The sequence below is a fragment of the Allofournierella sp. genome, from assembly GCF_048388525.1.
GTDB lineage: Bacteria > Bacillota > Clostridia > Oscillospirales > Ruminococcaceae > BQOK01.
Genome location: NZ_DBGCTQ010000042.1, coordinates 28,955 through 51,230 on the forward strand (window position 1 = coordinate 28,955; position 22,276 = coordinate 51,230).

The 22,276-nt window shown below is 61.4% G+C and carries 19 protein-coding genes, 1 pseudogene and 1 riboswitch; of the genes and pseudogenes, 16 read left to right on the plus strand and 4 right to left on the minus strand.

All coding sequences use genetic code 11. The features are described from left to right. Positions 1–49: 49 nt before the first annotated feature. Positions 50–2,086: a rubrerythrin gene (gene rbr, locus ACMLHZ_RS04725; RefSeq protein WP_418666642.1), complete on the minus strand. Its 2,037-nt coding sequence runs from the start codon at positions 2,084–2,086 to the stop codon at positions 50–52. 313 nt (positions 2,087–2,399) lie between these two features. Here rbr and proC point away from each other — a divergent pair, with 313 nt between their 5' ends. The 3 genes from proC to ACMLHZ_RS04740 are packed head-to-tail and all read left to right on the plus strand — an operon-like array spanning position 2,400 to position 4,548. Continuing rightward, positions 2,400–3,209 (plus strand): pyrroline-5-carboxylate reductase, encoded by an 810-nt coding sequence (gene proC, locus ACMLHZ_RS04730; protein WP_418666643.1) that lies wholly within the window; start codon positions 2,400–2,402, stop codon positions 3,207–3,209. Next, on the plus strand, positions 3,209–4,060 hold the full coding sequence (locus ACMLHZ_RS04735) for a Cof-type HAD-IIB family hydrolase (protein WP_418666644.1): 852 nt from the start codon (positions 3,209–3,211) through the stop codon (positions 4,058–4,060). The genes proC and ACMLHZ_RS04735 overlap by 1 nt, the downstream gene beginning before the upstream one ends. 47 nt (positions 4,061–4,107) lie before the next feature. Beyond that, complete coding sequence (locus tag ACMLHZ_RS04740; RefSeq protein ID WP_418666645.1) at positions 4,108–4,548, plus strand: GNAT family N-acetyltransferase; 441 nt, start codon at positions 4,108–4,110, stop codon at positions 4,546–4,548. Between the two features lie 171 nt (positions 4,549–4,719). Here the strand turns inward: ACMLHZ_RS04740 and ACMLHZ_RS04745 are convergent, their stop codons facing one another. Further along, the gene (locus ACMLHZ_RS04745; protein ID WP_418666646.1) at positions 4,720–5,658 is read right to left on the minus strand and encodes a helix-turn-helix domain-containing protein; all 939 of its coding nucleotides are present in this window, start codon (positions 5,656–5,658) and stop codon (positions 4,720–4,722) included. 239 nt (positions 5,659–5,897) lie between these two features. Here ACMLHZ_RS04745 and ACMLHZ_RS04750 point away from each other — a divergent pair. The 7 genes and pseudogenes from ACMLHZ_RS04750 to ACMLHZ_RS04780 form a co-directional block, all read left to right on the plus strand. Beyond that, positions 5,898–8,093 (plus strand): annotated as a pseudogene (locus ACMLHZ_RS04750) (FAD-dependent oxidoreductase); the annotation flags it as partial. A gap of 63 nt (positions 8,094–8,156) precedes the next feature. After that, positions 8,157–9,467, plus strand: a complete 1,311-nt coding sequence (locus tag ACMLHZ_RS04755; protein WP_418666647.1) for an ABC transporter substrate-binding protein — start codon at positions 8,157–8,159, stop codon at positions 9,465–9,467. 171 nt (positions 9,468–9,638) lie between these two features. After that, positions 9,639–10,523: a carbohydrate ABC transporter permease gene (locus ACMLHZ_RS04760; protein ID WP_418666648.1), complete on the plus strand. Its 885-nt coding sequence runs from the start codon at positions 9,639–9,641 to the stop codon at positions 10,521–10,523. Positions 10,524–10,544: 21 nt separating this feature from the next. Continuing rightward, on the plus strand, positions 10,545–11,375 hold the full coding sequence (locus ACMLHZ_RS04765; protein ID WP_418666649.1) for a carbohydrate ABC transporter permease: 831 nt from the start codon (positions 10,545–10,547) through the stop codon (positions 11,373–11,375). Positions 11,376–11,406: 31 nt separating this feature from the next. Then, complete coding sequence (locus ACMLHZ_RS04770) at positions 11,407–12,201, plus strand: creatininase family protein (RefSeq protein WP_418666650.1); 795 nt, start codon at positions 11,407–11,409, stop codon at positions 12,199–12,201. 50 nt (positions 12,202–12,251) lie between these two features. Continuing rightward, complete coding sequence (locus ACMLHZ_RS04775; RefSeq protein ID WP_418666651.1) at positions 12,252–13,832, plus strand: amidohydrolase; 1,581 nt, start codon at positions 12,252–12,254, stop codon at positions 13,830–13,832. A 158-nt stretch (positions 13,833–13,990) separates the two neighbouring features. Then, complete coding sequence (locus ACMLHZ_RS04780) at positions 13,991–14,773, plus strand: sulfite exporter TauE/SafE family protein (RefSeq protein WP_418666652.1); 783 nt, start codon at positions 13,991–13,993, stop codon at positions 14,771–14,773. Between the two features lie 44 nt (positions 14,774–14,817). On the opposite strand, the gene ACMLHZ_RS04785 is transcribed toward ACMLHZ_RS04780, so the two are convergent. Beyond that, entirely contained in the window at positions 14,818–15,477 is a 660-nt protein-coding gene (locus ACMLHZ_RS04785) for a helix-turn-helix transcriptional regulator (protein WP_418666653.1), read from the minus strand. Positions 15,478–15,639: 162 nt separating this feature from the next. Here ACMLHZ_RS04785 and ACMLHZ_RS04790 point away from each other — a divergent pair, with 162 nt between their 5' ends. From ACMLHZ_RS04790 to ACMLHZ_RS04805, 4 genes are all read left to right on the plus strand, one after another. Continuing rightward, positions 15,640–15,936 (plus strand): hypothetical protein, encoded by a 297-nt coding sequence (locus tag ACMLHZ_RS04790; protein WP_418666654.1) that lies wholly within the window; start codon positions 15,640–15,642, stop codon positions 15,934–15,936. A 5-nt stretch (positions 15,937–15,941) separates the two neighbouring features. Continuing rightward, positions 15,942–16,316 (plus strand): RidA family protein, encoded by a 375-nt coding sequence (locus ACMLHZ_RS04795; protein ID WP_418666655.1) that lies wholly within the window; start codon positions 15,942–15,944, stop codon positions 16,314–16,316. 16 nt (positions 16,317–16,332) lie between these two features. Continuing rightward, positions 16,333–17,649: a serine dehydratase subunit alpha family protein gene (locus tag ACMLHZ_RS04800; RefSeq protein WP_418666656.1), complete on the plus strand. Its 1,317-nt coding sequence runs from the start codon at positions 16,333–16,335 to the stop codon at positions 17,647–17,649. A gap of 98 nt (positions 17,650–17,747) precedes the next feature. Beyond that, the gene (locus tag ACMLHZ_RS04805; RefSeq protein WP_418666657.1) at positions 17,748–18,953 is read left to right on the plus strand and encodes a dicarboxylate/amino acid:cation symporter; all 1,206 of its coding nucleotides are present in this window, start codon (positions 17,748–17,750) and stop codon (positions 18,951–18,953) included. A gap of 127 nt (positions 18,954–19,080) precedes the next feature. On the opposite strand, the gene ACMLHZ_RS04810 is transcribed toward ACMLHZ_RS04805, so the two are convergent. Continuing rightward, positions 19,081–19,635, minus strand: coding sequence for a folate family ECF transporter S component (locus ACMLHZ_RS04810; protein ID WP_418666658.1), 555 nt, complete (start codon positions 19,633–19,635; stop codon positions 19,081–19,083). Positions 19,636–19,754: 119 nt separating this feature from the next. Further along, positions 19,755–19,864: riboswitch (THF riboswitch) on the minus strand. Positions 19,865–20,056: 192 nt separating this feature from the next. Between ACMLHZ_RS04810 and ACMLHZ_RS04815 the strand changes: the two genes are divergently transcribed. Together ACMLHZ_RS04815 and ACMLHZ_RS04820 are read left to right on the plus strand one after the other, a co-directional pair. After that, complete coding sequence (locus ACMLHZ_RS04815; RefSeq protein WP_418666659.1) at positions 20,057–21,760, plus strand: M3 family oligoendopeptidase; 1,704 nt, start codon at positions 20,057–20,059, stop codon at positions 21,758–21,760. Positions 21,761–21,872: 112 nt separating this feature from the next. Beyond that, positions 21,873–22,001, plus strand: coding sequence for a hypothetical protein (locus ACMLHZ_RS04820; protein WP_418666660.1), 129 nt, complete (start codon positions 21,873–21,875; stop codon positions 21,999–22,001). Positions 22,002–22,276: the final 275 nt, after the last annotated feature.

A 22,276-nucleotide genomic window follows, 5' to 3' on the forward strand; every position in this document is an offset into this window, starting at 1 on the left:
GGAGCGCCGGGCCATGCAGCCCGGCGCTCCCTTTAACTTGCAGACGGATTTAGTAGTTTTCCTTGCGGACCTCGAAGAAGCTCTGGGCATAGCCGCACACGGGGCAGGCCTCGGGGGCTTTCGTGCCCACCACCAGGTGGCCGCAGACGCGGCATTCCCACATGGTCTGGCCGCTCTTTTGGAACACCTGCTTCATCTCCACATTGTGCAGCAGGGTGCGGTAGCGCTCCTCGTGGGTCTTTTCAATGGCGGCCACCCTGCGGAATTTTTCGGCCAGGTCGTGGAAACCCTCTTCGTCGGCGTCTTTTGCCATGCGGTCGTACATGTCGGTCCACTCGTAATTCTCGCCCTCGGCGGCGTGCAGCAGGTTTTCAGCGGTGCCGCCCAGATTGCCCAGCGCCTGGAACCACAGGCGCGCGTGCTCCTGCTCGTTGCGGGCGGTCTTCAAAAAGATCTCGGCCAGCTGCTCGTAGCCCTCGCGCTGGGCGGCCTGGGCAAAGTAGGTGTACTTATTGCGGGCCTGGCTCTCGCCGGCGAAGGCCTCCTGCAGGTTCTTTTCGGTCTTGGTGCCGGCGTAGGGGCTTGCGGCGGCCTCCTGGATCTTTTCGAATTTGGAAGCGGGCTGGTGGCACACAGGGCAGGTAAAGCCCTCGGGCAGTTCGCCCTCGTGGATGTAACCACAGACGGTGCAGCGATATTTGACCATTGTTGTTTTTCCTCCTAAATCAGAACTTCTGTCGGTATAATATGTATGCAGCAGCTTCTCGGCCAGCCCGGAAAGGGGCTTGCCGTAAAAGGTTTGGTAAAGCGCCTGGAGCTCGGTGTTCTCGTGGCTCAGGCGGCGGGTCATGGCGGCGTCCCGCCGGTACAGCCCGTCGATGCGGGCCGCGCGCAGCGCGTCGCCCTTTTCCAGGGTACCGCGGGGCTGCCCGCCGCCGCCGATGCAGCCGCCGGGGCAGGTCATGACCTCCACGAAATGGTATTGCCTGCCGGCCGTGGCCATGCGGCGGAGAAAATGCTCGGCGTTTGCGGTGCCGTAGACTACGGCCACATTGAGCTGGACGCCGCCCACTGTGAGGCTGGCTTCCTTCACGCCCTCGAGCCCCCGCACCGGTTTCAGCTCGTACAGCGTTTCGGGAGGGGCCTCGCCGGTGAGGGAGGCATAGGCGGTGCGCAGGGCGGCCTCCATCACGCCCCCGGTGTTGCCGAAGATGACCCCGGCGCCCGAGCCCTCGCCCATGAGCCGGTCGTAGGGGGAATCCGGCAGGGCGGCAAAATCGATGCCGGCCTCTCTGGCCCAGAGGGCCAGTTCCCGGGTGGTGATGACCTGGTCCATATCCCGCAGGCCGTCGAGCCCGAGGTAACGTGCCGCGGCGTTCATTTCGCCCCGGCGGATCTCGAACTTTTTGGCGGTGCAGGGGGTCACGGCCACATTCACAATGGCGGCCGGGTCGATGCCCATCCTCTGCGCAAAATAGGTTTTGATGGTGGGGCCCTGCATGCCGATGGGGCTTTTGGCGGTGGAGATGTGGGGCAGAAGCTCCGGGTGGTAGGTCTCGGCGTATTTGACCCAGGCCGGGCAGCAGCTGGTAAACTGGGGCAGCGGGCCGGTGCCTTTGGTCACCCGGCTGAGCAGCTCGCTGGCTTCCTCCAAAATGGTAAGATCGGCGGAAAAATTGGTGTCCAGCACGTAATCGGCGCCCAGCGCCCGCAGAAGGGCGACCATTTTGCCCTCCACAAAGCTGCCATCCGGCAGGCCGAACTCTTCGCCCAGCGCCACACGCACCGAAGGGGAGGTGGAGAAGATTACCACCTTGCCGGGGTCGGCCGCGGCGGCCTTTACCGCGGGCCACTCGTACCGCTCGGTGATGCTGGCCGGCGGGCACACATTGGCGCACTGGCCGCAATGGATGCAAACCGCGGTATCGCCTGTGCTCTGTAAGGCATAGGTGCCGTGCACCCCAATGAAGTCTGTGCACACAGCTTTGCACTGACCGCACCGGATGCACTTGGCTTCGTTGCGCAGGATGGCCGGATTATCGGCTTCGATGGGCACCCGCACCTCCATTGGAAGATGTTTGCTCATGGAGTCACTTCTTTCATAAAAGATTGAGTTTATTTACTTTGTCGGCCTTTTTAGGAAATTATACTATTTATTTTTTGGAAAATCAAGGGCAAAACGACAAAATTTTTATTGCCCAAAAATAAAAGCCCCGCCCGAGCGGCAGCCGGCCCGGATGCCCGAAAAAACCAACTGCGGCTCACGGCGGCTGCTTTTCACAGGGCCGCCGGTGTGGGGAACGCCCGGGGCGGAACAGCTTTTCCGGGGAGAGAGTGGTTGAAAAAACGCCGGCCGGCTGATACACTTAAAGAAACAGAACTTCAGGAGGGCAAGGGCTATGAGTTATACCTTTGGGTTTATCGGGGTGGGAAATATGGGCGGCGCGCTGGCCCGTGCAGCCTGCCGCTGGCGGCCGGAGCAGGTGGTGGTGACCAACCGCACCCTGGACAAGGCGGCCGCGCTGGCGGAAGAGCTGGACTGCGACCTTGCCATGAACAACGAAACCGTGGCGCGGGACGCGAAATTCATCTTTTTGGGAGTGAAGCCCCACATGATGGGCGAGCTGCTGCAAAGCCTGGCCCCGGTGCTGGCCGCCCGCGGCGACCGGTATGTGCTGGTGAGCATGGCGGCGGGGCTGACCATCGGCCGCCTGGTGGAGATGCTGGGCTTCCGCGCGCCCATCCTGCGCATCATGCCCAACACGCCTGTGGCGATCGGCCAGGGGATGGTGCTGTATACCGCCTGCCCGGGCGTTCAGCCCGCCGAGCTGGAGGAGTTCTGCGACAAAATGGCCGGCGCGGGCCGGCTGGACGCCATCGGCGAGGCTTTAATGGACGCGGCCAGCGCGGTGGCCGGCTGCGGCCCGGCTTTTGTGTACCAGTTCATAGAGGCGCTGGCGGACGGGGGCGTGGCCTGCGGGCTGCCCCGCAAAAAGGCAATCGAATACGCCGCCCAGACCCTGGCGGGGGCTGCTGGCATGGTGCTGGAGAGCGGCAAGCACCCAGGCCTTTTAAAGGATGAGGTGTGCAGCCCCGGGGGCAGCACAATCGCGGGGGTGCGCGTGCTGGAACAGGGCGCGCTGCGCGCCGCTGCCATGAATGCGGTGATCGCCAGCTGCGAAAAAAACAAGGAGTTGGGGAAAAACTGATGGGGCAGGCTGCGCACTACGGCATCCGGCTGGTGGGGCTGGATCTGGACGGTACCCTGCTGGCCGCGGATCACAGCATCAGCGCCCGCAACAGGGCGGCGATCACAGCAGCGCTGGAACAAGGCTGCCGGGTGGTGCCCGCCACAGGCCGGCCCCTGACCGGGGTGCCCGCGGAATTTTTAGGGCTGCCCGGGGTGGACTGGGCAGTGACCGCGAACGGCGCCACGGTGGTGCGCCTGGCGGACCGGCAGGCGGTGCTGAAGTTTTGGATCCCCCAGGCGGATTTTTTCACCGCCTGGGAGCTGACCCGGCGGTATGACCGGGTGATGGATCTGTTTTTGGATGGGCAGGGCTACAACAGCGCCGGCGCGCTGGCCGGGGCCGAGCGATGGGCACCCCCCGGCATGGCGGGCTATATGCGCACTTCCCGCCGGCCGGTGGAAAGCGTGGAGGGCTTTGCCCGGCAGTGCCCCCAGGTGGAAAAAACAAACCTGTTTTTTGCCAGGGAAGAGGAGCGCGCCCAGGCGCGGCGGGAGCTGGAAGCTACCGGCCTGTTCGAGGTGACCAGCAGCGCGCCGGGCAATTTGGAGCTGAACGCGCGGGATGTGGACAAGGGCCGCGGCCTGCTGGCCCTGGCCGGGCTTTTGGGGATCAGGCCCGAACAGGTCATGGCCTGCGGGGACTCGGACAACGACACCGCCATGCTGCGGGCTGTAGGGCTGGGTGTGGCGATGGGCAACGCGCTGCCCCAGGTGAAGGCCGCGGCGGCCTGGGTGACCGGCACGAACGAGGAGAGCGGCGTGGCCCAGGCGCTGGAACGGTTTGTGCTGGAGGGGCACCATGCTTTTTAATGCCGTTGGCGCCTGAATTCCCGGGGCGGCAGAAAGGGAGAGCTTTTGTGCATGAAGAGATAGAAATTAAAGAAGAGCGGATATCGGCAGAGGAATATATTGCTTTTTTAAAAAGGACCGATTTGGGATCGCAATATCCGAAGGAACGGTTTAAAGAAAGAATTGCCAAGCTTGTAAACAATGTTTCGATCAGCCTTACCGCAAGAAACGGGAGCGGCTTAATGGTTGGCGTTTTATTTGGACTGACAGATTATGTGTATTGGCTTTATGTAACGGATTTGGGAGTTGCCCGGGATTACGAAGGGCAAGGCATCGGAAGACGGCTCATGAAAACTGCGCATGACAAAGCCGGCGGCGAAAAGGACATTGCCGTGTATCTGATCGCAAATGAAAATGCCATCCCGTTTTATGAGAAGCTTGGCATGAAAAGGGCAAAGCATGTAATGCAATACAACCAGATCGAATGGACTGAATTTACAGTGCAATAGCCCGCCGCAGCTTCGCATTTACAGGGCCGGTTCAAAACGGCTGCTTTGAAGGCAGTGCGGGCGCCGCAAACAGCACAGACGGCCGGCCTGTGCTGCCCGGCCGTAAAACGCAATGTACAGCAAAACACAGAGCGAAGCCCCCGTCTGGAATCGGGCGGGGGCTTCGCTCTGTCAGCTTTTAAAAAGGGTATGGGCCGCTGGCAGGTCCTTGCGAAAACGGCGGCGGAACTCGGTGGGCGGGATGCCGATGATCTGGGAAAAGACCCGGGAAAAATAGTTGGGATCGTTAAAACCCACCGCCAGTGCGATGTCGGCAATGCTCTCGCCGGAGAGCAACAGATGATTTTTAGCGCGCTCGATGCGGATCTTATTGATGTATACGGTCAGATTCACCCCGGTGCGTTTTTTGAAGACCCGGCTCAGATAGGTAAGGCTGCAGTGACAAAAATCCGCCAACTCTTCCACCGTGATGTGTTGGCTGCTGTTCTGGCGGATGTATTCCATGGCATGGGAAAGAATATCGTCCTCGCTGGAGGAGTGGTAGCGCCGGGCCAGGTTAGGGGCGGTGTGCGTGCCGGACAGCGGCTGGTAGGTCTGGCCCAGGTATTCGGCCAGAAGATGCAGGTGGACAAGCAGATCTTCGGGCTGGATGGTGGCGGACGAAATGTGCCTGCGGTATAGTTCCAATGCATGTTCGGCCGAAAGGCCCTGGCTGTAACGGCAGGCCCGGCGGATACACCACTCGGTGCGGGCGGGGCTCGCCTGAAAAAAACCGGCGTTGATCGAGCCCAGCAGCAAGTTCCCCCGCCGCACCGGCACCACATATTCGCCGAGACCCGCATGACACACCCCAAAGTAGTGCTCGGCCGGGTGCTTTTCACACTTGTCGTAAATGCCCCGGATCATGCGCAGGCACAGGTGATAGCGATCCGGCTCGCTTTTGAGGTAAAGGCAAAAGGGATTGGTGTGCGCCAAAAAAGGCTGCAGGGCTTCGTCCAGCTCCTTGTTGATGGGAATGAAGCCGCAAAAATCCTTTACGCAGACCTGGACATTGTACTTGTGGTGGATAAACTGCAGATACTCACTGATGTAAAAATAGCGGTTTGACATAGGCGCACCCCGGCTTTCTGGTATTCAGTGTAAGAAATAAAATCGGTCTTGTCAATCAATTGTGCAGAATAATCCAGAAGATGTGCAGAACAATTATGGAAAATGGTCCATTTGCCTGGTATCATGGAGACAAATCAAACAAAAACGCCAAACGAAACGGGGCTTTTCTTTGAAAAGCGCAGAGAAACCTGAAAAAATGATCGAAATTTGGCGGAAATCAAAAATCAGAACAAGAAAAATTTGTCCAGATTTTGGCGGATGGGGATGAAACCGACATGAAGCAGATCGCAACACAGCTTGCCGTGGTGGGCGGCGGCCCCGCCGGCGTGTGCGCCGCACTGGCAGCCGCCCGGCTGGGAGTGAGGGTCGCCCTGATACACAACCGGCCGGTACTGGGAGGTAATTCCAGCAGTGAGATCCGGGTGTGGACCCGGGGCGCCACGGGCGCCGGCAATCTGTTCAGCGAGGAGATGGGCGTATGGGGAGAGCTGAAACTGCGTAACCTGTACGCAAACCCGGACTGCAACCCCATTTTTTGGGATGACGTGCTGCTGGATGCGCTGCTGGCGCGGCCGGAAGTGACCCTTCTGCTCAACACCGACGTGCAGGAGATCGAGCTGGAGGGCGGCCGGGTGAGGGCCGTGCGGGGGGCACAACAGGCCAGTGAACAGAACTGTGAGGTCAGGGCGGAATATTTTATCGACGCCACCGGCGACGGGGTGCTGGGCGCAAAGGCCGGGCTGCCCTTTCAGATGGGGGGGCGCATTTACGATACCGCGGCCGGCCCCGGCCCCTTGGAGGTGCTGGGCAGTTCGATTTTGTATTACGTAAAAAAGGAGGATCACCCGGTGCGGTTCGTGGCGCCGGCCTATGCTTACAGCATGGCCGAGATCGAGGTGCTGGTGGGTAAAGGGGGGCGCATCGTCAGCGAACAGCAGAGCGGCAGCGACTATTGGTGGTTCGAGTATGGGGGCCTGCGCGACACGATTGCCGAGGCGCAGGAGATCGGGCTGGAGCTCAAGCGCCTGGTGATGGGCGTGTGGAACTACATAAAAAACAGCGGAAAGTTTTCGGCTGACCGCTATACCCTGGAATGGGTGGGCAACCTGCCCGGCAAGCGGGAGTCCCGCCGCATGGTGACCGATTATATCCTGACCCAGGCGGACGTGCTGGAACACCCGGAATTCGCGGACAGCGGTTTTTACGGCGGCTGGTACATGGACTTTCATCCGGCCGAGGGGATGGGGAGCGACGAGCCCAACTGCATCCAGATCCCGCTGAACGTATATTCCGTGCCGCTGCGGTGCCTTTACAACCGCGCCGTGCCGAATCTGCTTTTTGCGGGAAGGAACATCGGCACAAGCCGGGAGGCGTTCGTCTCGACCCGAATCATGAACACCTGCGCGCTTTCCGGGCAGGCCGCCGCGGCGTTGGCCTGGGGCTGCCTGCGCTGGGGCGCCGCCCCGGCAGATTTGCTGCCAGAGCAGATCCAGGCGGTGCGTCAGGCCCTTCTCCGGGAGGATATGTTCCTGCCCGGTGCAAAAAATGAGGACCCGGCCGACCTGGCCCGCAGCGCCGAGGTGAGCGCAAGCTCGGTGTTCGAGGGCCCCGGCCGGGCGGAAAAAAGCTGGTATAGCCTGGAACAGGGGGGGTTCATCACTTTCCCGGTGCCGGAAAACCATGCCGTGGAACTGCTGGTGCGGGCAGAAGCTCAGGAGAGGCTTAAAGGAACTTGTTACGCGGCCCCGGTACCCAGCCGCTTTTGCCCGGGGCATAAGCTGAGCCGCGGCGAGTGGCCCTTACCGCGGGGGGAGGGATGGGTCAGGATCACGCTGCCGCAGGCCGCCGAAGGCTTTTGCACCCTGGTGCTGGAAGCGGCAAAGGGGACGTTTTTGGCGCTCGCCCCTCTGCGCTCGCCGGGCTTCCTGTGCGGAAGGGAGGACCGGCCGGAATATGCCGATCCCTGCCTGCGCATGGACACGGCGGGCCTTTACGGGCCCCAAAACGTAACCGACGGATTTGCCCGGCCCTATGGTGCGCCGCATTTGTGGTGTTCGGCGCAGCAGGAGGCCCCCTGGTTGGAGCTGCGCTGGCCAGCGCCGGTCACCTTTGACGAGCTGCGGCTCTACCTGGATCCCGAGCTTTCAATGGAGCTGCCCAGCAGCCGCGCGGCCCACTGGGACGAGCACCACAAATACGCCCCGCGCGCGGGCATGCCGCCGCAGCTGGCAAAAGCGTTTCATCTGGAAGCACTGACCGAAAAAGGCTGGCAGACGGTACTGCGGGAGACCGAAAACTGGAAGCGCATGCCGGTGCTGCGCACCGCCCGGCCCGTGAGCGCGAAAGCGGTGCGGCTGGTGATCGACGCCACATGGGGCGATGGGCGCGCCCATGTGTATGAGCTGCGCCTTTACAACACGGAACAACAGCCCTGAGACCACCGGAGGGCGGCCTCGGCACGGGCTGAATTGATTCAAACACAGAAAGGAAAGAATACCATGAAACTGCGCAACATTCTTGCACTCGGCCTGGGCGGGCTTATGCTGAGCGCGGCCCTGGCGGGCTGCGGCTCTGCGCCCGCCTCTACCCCGGCCTCCGGGCCCGCTGCCGGCAGCGGCACTGGCTCCACAGAGCCAGTGAACATCGTGTGGGCCGGCTGGTCCGGCGAGGAGGAGGCGTCGAAGCCCATCTTTCAGCGAATGATGGACGCCTACCGAAGCCAGACCGGAGACGAGGTGACCTGGGTGGGCTTTACCTGGAACGACGCCGCCCAGCAGCTGCTCATCCGGGCCCAGGGTGGGGAACAGCTGGATATCTCGCAGGCGGACATCACGATTTTCAACACCTTGGCCCAGGCGGGCGTTTTGGCCGACTGGAACGACATTGTGGGCGAGGAGTACCTGAAGGAAAACTTTGAGGAATCGGCCCTGGCGGTGGGCAACATCGGCGGCAAGCAGCTGGGGATGCCCTGGAGCATGGCCGCCCTGACCATGGTCTATAATCCGGAGATCCTGGCCGCCGCAGGCTGGGAGAAGGCCCCCGCCACCCTGGCGGAGTTTGAGCAGTGCATGGCCGACATCAAGGCCTACGACCCCACCATCATCCCCTACGCGCTGAGCACCAAAGACGTGACCTGCGGCGCCGACTTTGTGCCCTGGCTGTGGACCTATGGCGGCGGCATCTGGGATGAAAATGGTGAGATCATTCTGAACAACGAGGCGGGCGTGCAGGCACTGGACTGGTATAAAGACATGTTGGCCAAAGGTTATGTGACCATGGATGTGGGCCGCTCGGAAGCACGGCAGATGTTTGCCCAGGGCAAGGTGGCCTTTTACGACGACGCGGTGGTGGCCAAGAGCCAGATCGTTTCCAATGGCGTTGCGCCGGACAAGGTGGTGGATGTGTGCAGCGCCATGCTGCGCCCGGTGGTAAAGGCCGGAGACAAACCCCAGGCCGTGCAGTGGGGCTCCATGCTGGTGGTGTATGAAAATTCCCAGTACAAAGAGCAGGCGGCCGAACTTGCCAAGGTGCTCAACAGCGACGAGGTGGCCCTGGACTACTTTATCAACGCGGGCTACCCCCCGGTGACCAAAAGCGCGGCGGCCAGCGACACCGTGACCAATGACGCCTATATCAAGACCTTCATTGAGTCCACCGCAACCGCCCGCCTGGAAGAAACCGCCCGCATGACCAACTCCGGTGAGATCAAAACCATCATCACCGAGGAGATCCAGTATGCACTGCTGGGGCAAAAGACCTCACAGCAGGCGCTGGACGACGCGGCGGCCCGCATTAAAGCTGCCACCTGAGTGTAAAGAAACGCGCAGCCTTACATTGCTGACCAAGGAGCGACCGGGGCCCCACTGCCGAAAGCGGCGGGGCCCCGAATGGGGCTTGCAGCCCTGAGCGGCCCGCGCCTGCAGGACGGCAGGCGCGGGGTACTGAGCGCTGTAAACCATGTGAAAAAGGAGGAAGCTCCCATGAAAAATTTGCGCCGCAAAGGCTTGACCGACCGACAGATGGGTGTGCTGCTCATCATCCCCGGGCTGGCCGTGTTCATCGCGGTCATTTTGTACCCGTTCATTGACGCGATCCTGATGTCCTTTACCAACAAGTCGATGATCGATCCCAATACCCGCTTCGTGGGGCTGGAAAACTATATAAAGGTATTTACCGATCCCTATTTTCCCAAGACTATGTTCACCACTTTTTTGTTTGTGGCGCTGGCCACGGTAGTGCCCTTTGTGCTGGGGTTTATCTGGGCCATCCTGCTGAACCAAGGCTTCCGGGGCAGCGAGCTGCTGCGGGGCATCACGCTGGTGAATTGGATTATCCCCGGCATTGCCATCGGCTTTTTGTGGAGCTGGATCTTCAATGGCCAGTACGGTGTGTTGAACGGTGTGCTCAAGGCGCTGGGCGGTGCGGGCAGCACGGCCTGGCTGGGCCAGACGGGCACCGCACTGCTTTGCGTGGTCGTTGCCCGCACCTGGCAAATGCTGCCCTGGTACATGGCCTTTTTGCTGGGCGGGCTGCAGGGGGTGCCAATGGATCAGCTGGAGGCGGCGCGCATTGACGGCGCGGGCAACTGGAAGAGTTTCACCAAGATCATTCTGCCAAGCATGCGCTCCATCGTTACGCTGGTGCTGGTGATGGGCACCGTGGGGAATCTGCAGCATTTTGACCTGCCCTGGACCATGGTGCAGGGCGGCCCGGCCCGGGCCACCACGACCCTGTCCATCGAGGTGTATGCCACCGCGTTTAAGAACTGGAACATGGGCAAGGCGGCCACGGTGGGCACGATCTGGGCGGTGCTGCTGGCCTGTTTCAGCATTATCTATCTGCGCCAAGTGCGCGATTCCGACTGAGTGGAAAAGGGAGGGAAAACGATGTTTCAAAAAACCGTTGGGTTTCGGGTGTTCTTCTGGGTATCGCTGGTCGCGATTGGCTGCTTTGTATTTCTGCCGCTGCTGTGGATGATCAATACAGCCCTGAAGCCCACTGCCGAAACTTTTACCCTGAGCTTTTTTACCGGGACCAAAACGCTGGACAACATCCGGCACATCGTGACCGACGCCAAGATCATGAACTATTTAAAAAACAGCCTGATCGTTTCGTTTGGCTCGAGCTTTATGGCCACTCTCGTGTGCGCCTTTGCGGGTTACAGCTTTTCCAAGTTCCGCTACCGGGGGCGCAAGTTCGTGATGGGCATGTTCATGATGAGCCAGGCGTTTCCGCAGGCGATCCTGCTGCTGTCGATCTATTCGCTGATGCAGAAGGTGGGCCTGCTGGGCAGCTATTGGGCGCTGCTGATCAGCTATGTGGTGTTCACCCTGCCGGTGGGCACCTGGACCCTGAAAAGTTACTTTGACCAGCTGCCGGACGCGCTGATCGAAAGCGCGAAGATCGACGGTGCGGGGCATCTGCGCATTATGTTGCAGATCATCTTCCCCATGGCGGTGCCCGGCATGATCAGCATTGCCATCTACGGCTTTGTGTGGAGCTGGAACGACCTGCTCTATTCAATGACGCTGGTGACCGACAACGCCCGCCGCACCCTGGCCTCGGGCCTGGTGATGACCTTTTTGGGCATGGGCTCCACCAACTGGGGCTCCATGATGGCGGCCTCCATCGTGGCGGCTGTGCCGGTGACCATTATCTTTGTATTCCTGCAGCGATACTTCATCCAGGGGCTTACCTCGGGTGCGGTAAAAGGTTGAGAAGCGGCACAGGAAAGGGGCGGATACAGACATGCGCACACTGAAATTTGAAGAGCTGCTGCCCCATGAGCTGCTGGAGGTGCAGCGGCGGGAACAGCCGATCTACCTGCCGGTGGGCTCCATGGAGTGGCATGGCCCGCACATGGGCATGGGGGTGGACGCCTGCAACGCCTATGCGGTGGCTCTGGGAGCCGCGGCGGTGACCGGCGGCGCGGTGTACCCGCCCCTGTACATCGGGACCGAGACCTATCGCAGCGCCCAGAGCCTGGCCCGCTTGGGCCTGCCGGAGAACGCCCGGGTCAAGGGAATGGATTTTCCGGCCAACAGCCTGCCCAGCTTTTACTGGCCACCGGAACTGTTTGAACAGATCATTGCGGCACAGCTGGACCTTTTGTGCGGCGTGGGCTTTTTGCACCTGGCCGTGATCAATGGGCATGCGGCAGCTGTGCAAAAGGAGATATTGGCCCGCCAGTGCGCCCGCTGTGAAACGCAGTACGGCGCCCGGGCTGCGGCGGTGACCGCCCTGTTTGAGGGGTGCGGCGCGGGCCTTGGCCATGCGGGCCTGGCCGAGACCGCCATTATGCAGTACCTGCGGCCCGATGCGGTGGAGCTTACCCGGCTGCCCGCCGCGCCCCAGCCCCTTTTTTACGCGGACTGGGGGATCGCCGACGCGGGCGGCAGCGGCAGCGGCGATTTTACCGTGCGCTTCGACCCGCGCGCCGCCACCCCCGAATTGGGCGAAACCATCACCCGCTATGCGGCGCAGCAGTGTGTGCTTGCGCTGCGCAAGGCGGGCGTGGCAGAAGAGTTTGCACAGAACGTATAATTTATTCACATCCCTGTGGTATCCTATCCACCACAAGGATGTGATTTTTTATGTACAAGGAACGGGAAAAACTGTTTTACGGCGGCCCGGTGCTCACCATGGACGAGGCGTGCATGCGCCCTGAGGCGGTTCTGGTAAGGGGGGAGCGCATTGCGGCAGTGGGGCCGCTGGAAGCGCTGCGGTGCGCGGCCCCCGGGGCAGAGCCTGTGGACCTGGAAGGGCGGGCGCTGCTGCCCGGCTTTATCGACGCCCACAGCCATATCGTGCAGTTCGCCAACAGCCTGCAGTATGCGAGCCTGACCGGCGCCGCCAGCCTGGACGAGATCGCCCGGCGGCTGCGGGAGTTTGTGCGCGACAACGGCCTTGCGCCGGGCACGCCGGTGATCGGCACCGGTTACGACAACAACGATCTGCCCGGCCGCGCCCACCCCACCCGGCAGTTTTTGGACGCCGCGCTGCCGGGGTACCCGGTGGTTTTGGGGCATGCCAGCGGCCACATGGGCTGCGTGAGCAGCCTTGTTCTGGGGCAGATGGGCGTTACCCGCCAGACGCCGGATCCGCAGGGCGGGCGGATCGGCCGGGACGAGACGGGAGAGCCCAGCGGATACCTGGAGGAGCTGGCCTTTTCGGAAATGGTGGCCAAAGCCATGCCCGCCGGCCCGGGGGATGGCCGGGAGCTGCTGCGCCGCGGCCAACAGGTTTACCTGAGCTACGGCATCACCACGGCGCAGGACGGCTTTATGAAACAGGCCGAGGCGGGGGTGCTGGCACAGGCGGCCCGGGCCGGCGAGCTGGCGCTGGACGTGGTGGGCTACTGCGACATGAAAGCGAACGCCGGCCTGCCCGGGCAGCTGCCGGAGTTCCGGCAGCAATACAGCGGCCGGTTCAAAATAGGCGGCTACAAAATTTTTCTGGACGGCAGCCCCCAGGGCCGCACCGCCTGGGTCACAGCGCCTTATCTCGGCGGCGAGGCGGGCTATGTGGGCTACCCCATTTACACCGACAGCCAGGTGCGGGAGTTCGTGGAGGCAGCCCGGGCCGAGGGGATGCAGCTGCTGTGCCACTGCAACGGGGATGCGGCGGCGGCCCAGTTCCTTGCCGCCCACACTGTGCCCAGCACCCAGCGCAACGTGATGATCCACGCCCAGCTCCTTCGGCCGGACCAGCTGCCTGCGGTGAAGGCGGCGGGTATCATCCCCAGCTATTTCGTGGCCCACACCTGGTACTGGGGAGACACGCATATCCGCAATTTCGGCAGGGAGAGGGCCCGGAACATCAGCCCGGTGGCGGACACGGTGCGCCTTGGGATACCCTACACTTTCCATATGGATTCGCCGGTGCTGCCGCCGGACTGTATGGATATTTTGTACTGCGCGGTGAACCGGCGCACCAAGGGCGGCGAGAGCCTGGCGGCGGGCCAGCAGGTGAGCGCGCTGGAAGCGCTGCGGGGCCTTACGGTATACGGGGCTTACCAATACCACGAGGAGGCCGTGAAGGGCAGCATCACCCCGGGCAAAACGGCGGACCTGGCGGTGCTGTCGGCCGACCCCACCGCAGTGCCCCCCGAAGAGCTGCGCTCGGTGCGGGTGGAGGCCACCTACAAAGCGGGAGAAAAGGTATACGGGGCCTGACGGCGCCGTGCGGGGCATTCTGTTCGGAATGCCCCGCACGTTTTTTAAAAGGGCGGTTTTTTCTCTTGCACGGCGGGCGGGTTTGTGGTATCGTCTAAAAGGCGCGCAGAATTTGGCAAAAATGCCCGCGCCCCCACAAACTCCGGGAAGTGAAACAAATGTCTGTATTGACCACCCTGCCGCTGCCCGCCATGATCTTTTTGTGCCTGCTGGTGGGCCTGGCGGGCTTTGTGGACGCGGCGGCGGGCGGCGGCGGGCTGATCGCCCTGCCCGCTTATATGGCAACCGGCATCCCCATGCATTATGTGTACGGCTGCAACAAGCTCTCCTCGGCCATTGGGACCAGCTTTTCCACCGCCCGTTTTTTCAAAAGCGGCGCGCTGGAGCTGAAGGTGGGGCTGCTGGCTGCCGCGGCCAGCTTTGTGGGCAGCGGGATCGCCAGCCGGGCGGTCCTTTTTTTGCCGGACAGGGCGCTGAAGATCATTTTGCTGGTCATGCTGCCGGTGGCGGCGGTGGTGATCCTGGCGCGGCGCAGCCTGCCGGAGGCGGACCGCTCGGGCGAACTGGCGCCGGGCAAAAAGTGGGCGCTGGCGCTGGGCATCGGCTTTTTCATCGGCGGGTACGACGGGCTGATCGGCCCGGGCACCGGCACCTTTGCCATCCTGGCCTTTTCGGCCCTGATGGGCTATGACTTGCGCAGCGCTTCGGGCAACGCAAAGCTTTTGAACCTGGCAAGCAATTACGCGTCGGTGATCACGGTGGTGCTGGCGGGCAAGGTGCTGTACGCGGTGGCGCTGCCCGCGGCGGTGTTTGGGGTGCTGGGGCATTTGCTGGGCAGCGGCTTTGCGCTGAAAAAGGGCGCCAAGTTCATACGCCCCATGATGCTGTGCGTGCTGTGCCTTTTGCTGGGCAACCTCTTGTGGGAGACGATCGCCGGGTGAAACAAATCAAAAGCGGCTGCTGCGTTCACGCAGCAGCCGCTTTTTCAGCTTTTCAGCTTGCTGAGATACCGGTAGACGGTGGCTTCGCTGGAACCCAGCTGCGCCGCCACCTCGCTCACCGCGCCTTTCAGATAAAAAAGGCCCCCCTGGTTCAGGGCGTCCACAATGCGGATCTTTTCTTCCATGGTCAGGCGGCTGGCGGGCACGCCCGTGGCGCCGGTCACCTCTTCGATGGCGCTGCGCACCGCATCCGGCACGCTGCCCACAAAGGTCTCGGTGCCGGCCGAGGCGCCCGCGTCCTCGCCCGCCTGCAGGCTCATGCCGGGCAGGCCGCAGAGCGCCAGCACCGCGTTGGCCGCCTGCACACAGTGGGCGGGGTCGAAATTGACGCACAGCATACCGATCAGCCGACCCGCCTCGTCCTTGATGAACATGGTGGAGGAATGAAGCTCGGTCTTGGCGCGGGAAACGCCCCGGTAGCCCACCTTGTAATCGTGACGCTCGTATTCCCGGTCGGCCAGAAAACGCAGCGCCATGTTGGTGAGGGGCGCACCGACGCCCCGGCCGCTGATCCCGCCGTTGGCAATGGCCACGATGGCGTTGTGCCCCTCGCTCAGATCGTGCAGCACCACCTCGTAGTCGCCGCCCAGGGCCTGGCCCAAAAATTCCACCATCACTTTATACTGTTCCAATAAAAAGTGCACTCGGCTTCGCCTCTTTTCCCGCAATACTGAGAAAAATTTATTATTGTAAAAAAGTATAACATACCCCCCGCGGCAATGCAAGCGGCCCATTTTTGGCCGGCAGCGGTGAAAAAACGCCCGAAGGGCGCCCGCCCCGCCCTGCAAAAGGGAGGGAGCCTTTGTATGCAATGGTGGGGCGGACGCCTGAACAGGCAGGCCCCTGAAAGAAATATTAGGGCAGAGGGCACAATTGTTTTTCTTTCGGAATGGGCTTTTTTGGAACAAAAGGAAGAGTATAACGAAAAAAGAAGAAAAATCTATAGGCATAGTTCACAAATTAGCAACAAATTGTTCGGCAAAGTGATAATAATTATTTATCGTGGTGATAAATTATTGACACTCGCCGCCAAAGCGACTACAATGAGCGTAGAAACAGGGGAATCCGTGCAGGACGCCCCAAATGGACAGAGTAGGAGATGAGAGTGATGAAAGAGCCGATCAGCACGGCGGGAGCCCCGGCCGCCATTGGGCCGTACTCCCAGGGCATCGTTTCGGGCGGGATGGTGTTTGTGTCCGGCCAGCTTCCGGTAGACCCGGCCACGGGCAAGATCCCCGAGGGAATTGCAGCGCAGACCGAGCAGGCCCTGAAAAACCTGTCCGCCATTTTGGCCGAACAGGGCATGGGGCTGGAAAATGTGGTAAAAACCACGGTGTTCCTGGCGGATATGGGCGATTTTGCCGGCATGAACGAGGTGTATGCGAAGCACTTTAAGGCGCCCTACCCCAGCCGCAGCGCATTCCAGGTGGCAAAGCTGCCCCTTGGCGCGCCCCTTGAGATCGAATGTATCGCAGTAAAGTAACAGGAGAGCATGCAATATGGATAAAACGATGTTTTTCCGCATTTTGAACAGCGAAATGGAACTGGCCACAGGCTGTACGGAGCCCGGCGCGATCGCTCTGACCGGCGCGTATGCGGGGGCTGAGCTGAACAAGCTGGGCGAGGCAATCCAGCGCATGGAGGTCAAGGCCTCCACCAATATCATCAAAAACGCCATGGCTGCGGGCATTCCCGGCACAAGCTATACCGGCATGCCCTATGCGGCCGCCATCGGCGCGGCGGCGGCCGCGCCCGAGCGCAAGCTGGAGGTCATCAACGGCGTGTCGGCCGACGTTTACAAGGCCGCCGAGCTGCTGGTGGAGACCGGCAAGGTGAATGTGGAGCTGGCCAAGGTGCCGCAGAAGCTGTACATCGACGTGACCGTTTACGGCCCCACCCACTCGGCCCGCGCTGTGATCGCCGACCTGCACACCAACCTGGTGCTGCTGGAGGTGGACGGCAAGGAGGTCTTTAAGGCGGACCCGAACGCCCCGGTGGACACCGGCCGCGACGTGGTGACCCCCGAGGAGATTGCGGCGTTTTTGACCGTGCGCAAGATCTACGACTTCTGTGACAAAGAGCTTGACCCCATGAACGACCCCATCGACATCATCCGCTCGGCCATCTCGGTGAACGGCGAGATCTGCGAGCGGGGCATGGAAAAGGACTACGGCCTGGCCATTGGGCCGAACCTGGAGCGCAACTGCCGCGCGGGCGTTATGACCCGCGATATGGTGACCAACTCGATGATTGTTACCACCGCGGGCGCCGACGCGCGCATGGCGGGCGCGCCGTTCTCGGTGGTGGCAAACTCCGGCAGCGGCAACCAGGGCATCACCACCACCATGCCGGTGGTCTCGCTGGCCAAATGGAAGGAGATCCCCGAGGACAAGATGGTGCGGGCCGTGACCCTGAGCAACCTGATCGCCATCCGCATCAAGTCCAAGTTCGGGCGGCTTTCGGCCATGTGCGGCGCCTCGGTGGCGGGCACGGGCGCGGCCTGCGGCATTACATACCTTTTGGGCGGCGGCTACGACGAGATCTGCCGCGCCATCCACAACATGATCGGCGATGTGACCGGCATGCTGTGTGACGGCGCCAAGGCCGACTGCTCGCTGAAGATCTCCACCTGCGTGAACGCGGCGTTCCAGGCGGCTTTTATGGCCATGCGGGGCGTGCGGGTGGAAAGCACCGACGGCATTGTGGAAGACAATGTGGAATATACTATTGATAACTTTGCCAAATTGGGCAACGAAGGGTCCGGCCCCATGGACGCGGCCATTCTGGAAATGATGCTCAATAAAAGGGAAGCCTGAGCCCTTTTGCGGGAGGGGCAAACCGCATTCAGGCACTTTGTTGAGAGAGAGAATCGCAGCCAACCACACAGAGAGACACGTAAAGAGAGGAATTTTGTATGAAAAAATTTATGACTAGCCTGCCGGCGCGCCTGCTGCTGGCAATCGCGATCGGTATCGTTCTGGGTCTTGTCATTCCCACCGAGGGCTGGGGCGCCAGCGTGATGCAGATCGTCGTCACCCTGAAGTACATCATGGGCCAGGTGATCAACTTCTGCGTGCCGCTGATCATCATCGGCTTTATCGCCCCCTCCATCACCAAGCTGGGCAACAGCGCCACCAAAATGCTGGGCGTTGCCATTGTGATCGCTTACGTTTCCAGCGTGCTGGCCGCCCTCATGTCCATGGGCGCCGGCTTCGGCATCATCCCCCACCTGAGCATCGCCAACAGCGTGGAAGGCCTGCATGAGCTGCCCGCCGTGGCGTTCCAGCTGGACATCCCGCAGATCATGCCCGTGATGAGCGCCCTGGTGTTCAGCGTGCTGATCGGCCTGGCTGCCGTGTGGACCAAGGCCGGCACCATCTCCACTGTTTTGGCTGAGTTCCAGAACATCGTGCTGGATATCGTGAAAAAGGTCATCATTCCCCTGCTGCCCTTCTTCATCGCCACCACCTTCCTGGGCCTGGCCTGGGAGGGCTCCATCACCAAGCAGCTGCCTGTGTTCCTGATCGTGATCGTGATCGTGATGCTGGGCCACTACATCTGGCTGGCCGTGCTGTACGGCGTTGCGGGCGCTTACTCCGGCCGCAACCCCTGGGAAGTGCTGAAGCACTACGGCCCCGCCTACCTGACCGCCGTGGGCACCATGTCCAGCGCCGCCACCCTGGCGGTGGCCCTGGAGTGCGCCGGCAAGAGCAAGAACCTGCGCAAGGATATGGTGAGCTTCGGCATCCCCCTGTTTGCCAATATCCATCTGTGCGGCTCGGTTCTGACTGAGGTGTTCTTTGTTATGACCGTGTCGCAGGTGCTGTACGGCCATCTGCCCGCGGTGGGCACCATGGTGCTGTTCTGCATCCTGCTGGGCATCTTCGCCATCGGCGCGCCCGGCGTTCCCGGCGGCACCGTGATGGCTTCCCTGGGTCTGATCACCGGCGTTCTGGGCTTCGGCGAGGACGGCACCGCCCTGATGCTGGCCGTGTTCGCTTTGCAGGACAGCTTCGGCACCGCCTGCAACGTGACCGGCGACGGCGCGCTGACCCTGATCCTGACCGGCTATGCCGAGAAGCATCACATGGCCGAGCAGACCGCGACTGTAGAGCTGTAAGATTCTCTCTTTCTTTCCCGAGACCCCTCCTCGACAGCAAGGGCCCCCGGCTGAAAAGCCGGGGGCCCTTGCTGTTATATAATGTGGGACCACCCGGAAGCCTTTCCGGATGAGAGTTTTTTGCCTGTCAGGCCCCGGCCGGGCGCTGCCCGGCGCGCTGCGCCATGCGGAGCGCGCCGTATAAAAGCGCCACATCGATGGGGAGCTTGATGATGTTTTTCAGGATCTTGGCCCCGCTGAAGATCACAAACGCCTTGCCGTACATGATGTTGAGCCACAGTGGCGTGAGCAGAAAATTGATGAGCGCCATGACCGTGAGGCAGGCGCCCAGGGCCAGCCAGGGGTTGGGGCGGCGCTTGTAAAGCCACATGCCGTAAATGAAGCCCAGCAGGAACTGATTGAGGGTAAAGCCGAAAAAGAACGCGCCGTTGGGCCGCAGAAAGTAGCTGAGGATATCCACTGCAATGCCGGCTGTGCCGGCCACCCAGGGCCCACACAGATAGGCGCACAGGGCAGTGGCCAAAAAGGCAAAGCCGATCTCCAGCACCGGGCTCACGGGGATGGTGAGCAACCGGTCCATCACCACCGCCGCGGCGCTTAAAAGGCCTGCCAGCACCAAACTGCGGGGACGGCGGAATTCTTCCAGACTGCCCACGAGCTGCGTTTTGAGGGGAAACTGCATAAAAATACCTCCTTCACATTTGCGGAATGCCGCACAAATGAAGGAGGGTGAAGGAACCCCATGCAAGAAGCGCGCGCAAACACGCCCCAAGGGCCCCCGCGCGCACCTTTTCTCTATGCAGCAGCGGGATGCAAAGCCCGCACCGCGGAAAAGGGCGGAGGCCCTTTCCTTCGTCCGCCCCGCAACTCCCCGTCGGGCCGGCACTTGACGCGCAGGCTTTTACTCTGCACTCTCTATTATAATCCCCGTTTCGCGCTTTACAACCCCCTGTTTCGTGCTATCATAAAAGTAATGCGATAAAAGCAAGCCGCAATGCAGAAAAGGCCGGCTGCGAAGCTGCGGGGCCGGGGCTGCTCTATCTGTTTTATTGAGATGCGCTTTTTGCTGCGCGGCGATCAAAAGGAAAGAGGGAAGTGTAACCGTGAAATTTTCTGAGATGCCCTATACCCGCCCCGACGCGGCCCATGTGGCCGGGCAATACCGGCAGCTGGCCGCCTGCGCGAGGAGCGCCGGGAGCGGGGAGGCGCTGGCAGAGCTGTTCCGGCGGCATACCGCCCTGGACGACGAGTTTTCCACCGCGGCATGTATTGCCATGATCCGCCATACCCTGGATACGCGGGACGAGTTTTACGACGCGGAAAACGACTTTTTCGACCAGGCGGCGCCCGGGGTGGGCAACGCCCAGCTGGATTTTTACCGGGCGCTGCTTGCAAGCCCCCACAAAGAGGCCCTGGCACGGGAATATGGCCCGCTGCTGCTGGAAAAGATGCAGGTGGCGGTGGGCTGTGCCGGGGACCAGGTGCTGGGGCTGATGCAGGCGGAGAACGCTTTGGCCAGCCAGTACCAAAAGCTGTATGCCGGCGCCCAGGTGCAGTTTGAGGGCAAAACGCTCACCCTGCCCGAGCTGGGGCCCTACAAGCAAAGCCTGGACCGGGCGGTCCGCCGCGCCGCCTTTGAGGCGGAGGGGAGCTTTTTTGACGCCCACCGGGAGGAATTCGACGGCATTTATAGCGAGATGGTGGAAAACCGGAACGCCCAGGGACGGGCGCTGGGCTACGCCGACTATGTGCCGCTTTCGTACCTGCGCATGGGGAGGCTGGGGTACGGGCCCGGCGAGGTGGAGAGCTTCCGGCGGCAGGTGGCCGAGAGCGTGACCCCCCTGGCGGCCCGGGCGATGGCCGACCAGTTTGCCCGGGTGGGAATTGCCGAGCCTAAATTCTACGACGGAACGGTCAGCTTTGCCGACGGCAACCCCACCCCGGTGGGTACCGCGCCCGAGCTGCTGGCCCAGGCGGTGCGCATGTATTCGGAGCTGGCGCCCGAAACGGCCGAGTTTATCCGCTTTATGACCGAGGGCGGCCTGTTTGATCTGGAGAGCCGGCCCGGCAAGGCGCCGGGGGGCTATTGCGAGACCATTCCCGCTTACGGCGCGCCCTTTATCTTTTCCAACTTCAACGGCACCTCCGGCGATGTGGACGTGCTCACCCATGAGGCGGGCCACGCGTTCCAGGGATGGATGGCGGCGAGGCAGGGGCTGTGCCGGGAGATGGCGAACCCCGGGCTGGAGAGCTGCGAGATCCACAGCATGTCGATGGAATTCCTCACCTCGCCCTGGCACGGGCTGTTCTTTGGGGGCAGCGAGCGCACTGCGGCAAAATACGCGCTCTCCCACGCGCAGGACGCCCTGACCTTTTTGCCTTATGGGTGCATGGTGGATGAATTCCAGCACATCGCGTATGCCCAGCCTCACCTGACGCCCGAAGAGCGCAACCGCGCCTGGCTGGAGCTGGAACACAAATACCGGCCCTGGAACGATTTTGACGGCCTGCCCTTTTACGGGCGCGGCGCGGGCTGGCAGCGGCAGCTGCACATCTACGAGTACCCCTTCTATTATATCGACTACTGCCTGGCCCAGATGGCGGCGCTGCAATTTTTTGCGGCACACCTGGCAGACCCGGCCGACGCCTGGCAGCGTTATTTGGCGCTGGTGAAAAAAGGCGGCACGGACACCTACGCCGGCCTTGTGGAGGCCGCGGGCTTTGCCGTTCCGTTCCGCCAGGGGGCCATTGCGCCGGTAGCACGGCAGGTGGCCGACTGGGTGGCCGCCCAGAACAGGCTTTTATAACACAAACGGTTTGCCGCCCCCGGAGCCGCCCAGGCTGCGGGGGCGGATCTGGCCGTGAGGGAAAAAGAAGCAAAAGCAGATATGGAGCTTTGAGAATAAGCAGACACTATATATGGAAGAAGAACATGCCGGCGGCGAAATTTTTTTGGAAAAAGTAAAAAACAGGGTTGACTTTTACCCATCCAGCCCATATAATACTAAATTGCACCCCCTCCTGCGGGGCGCCCAAGCGGCGTTCTGATTCGGGAAACTCAATAAAAAATATCATAAAAAGTTGTTGACATTTACAACTCCATGCGATATAATAAATGAGCTGCCCCAAAACGGGGGCGTGCAGCAGGACCTTGAAAACTGAACAATATCGAAGCTTGAAAGGAACCCTTTTTGGAGCTGTTGGAGCTCTGAAAAAATTCCAAAAAACAAGTAATTCAAAGGACGCAAGCGATTGCGTTTTGAGGAATACAGCGATTTAAATTCAGAGTAATCTGGTTTAGATACCATTTTATAAAGAGTTTG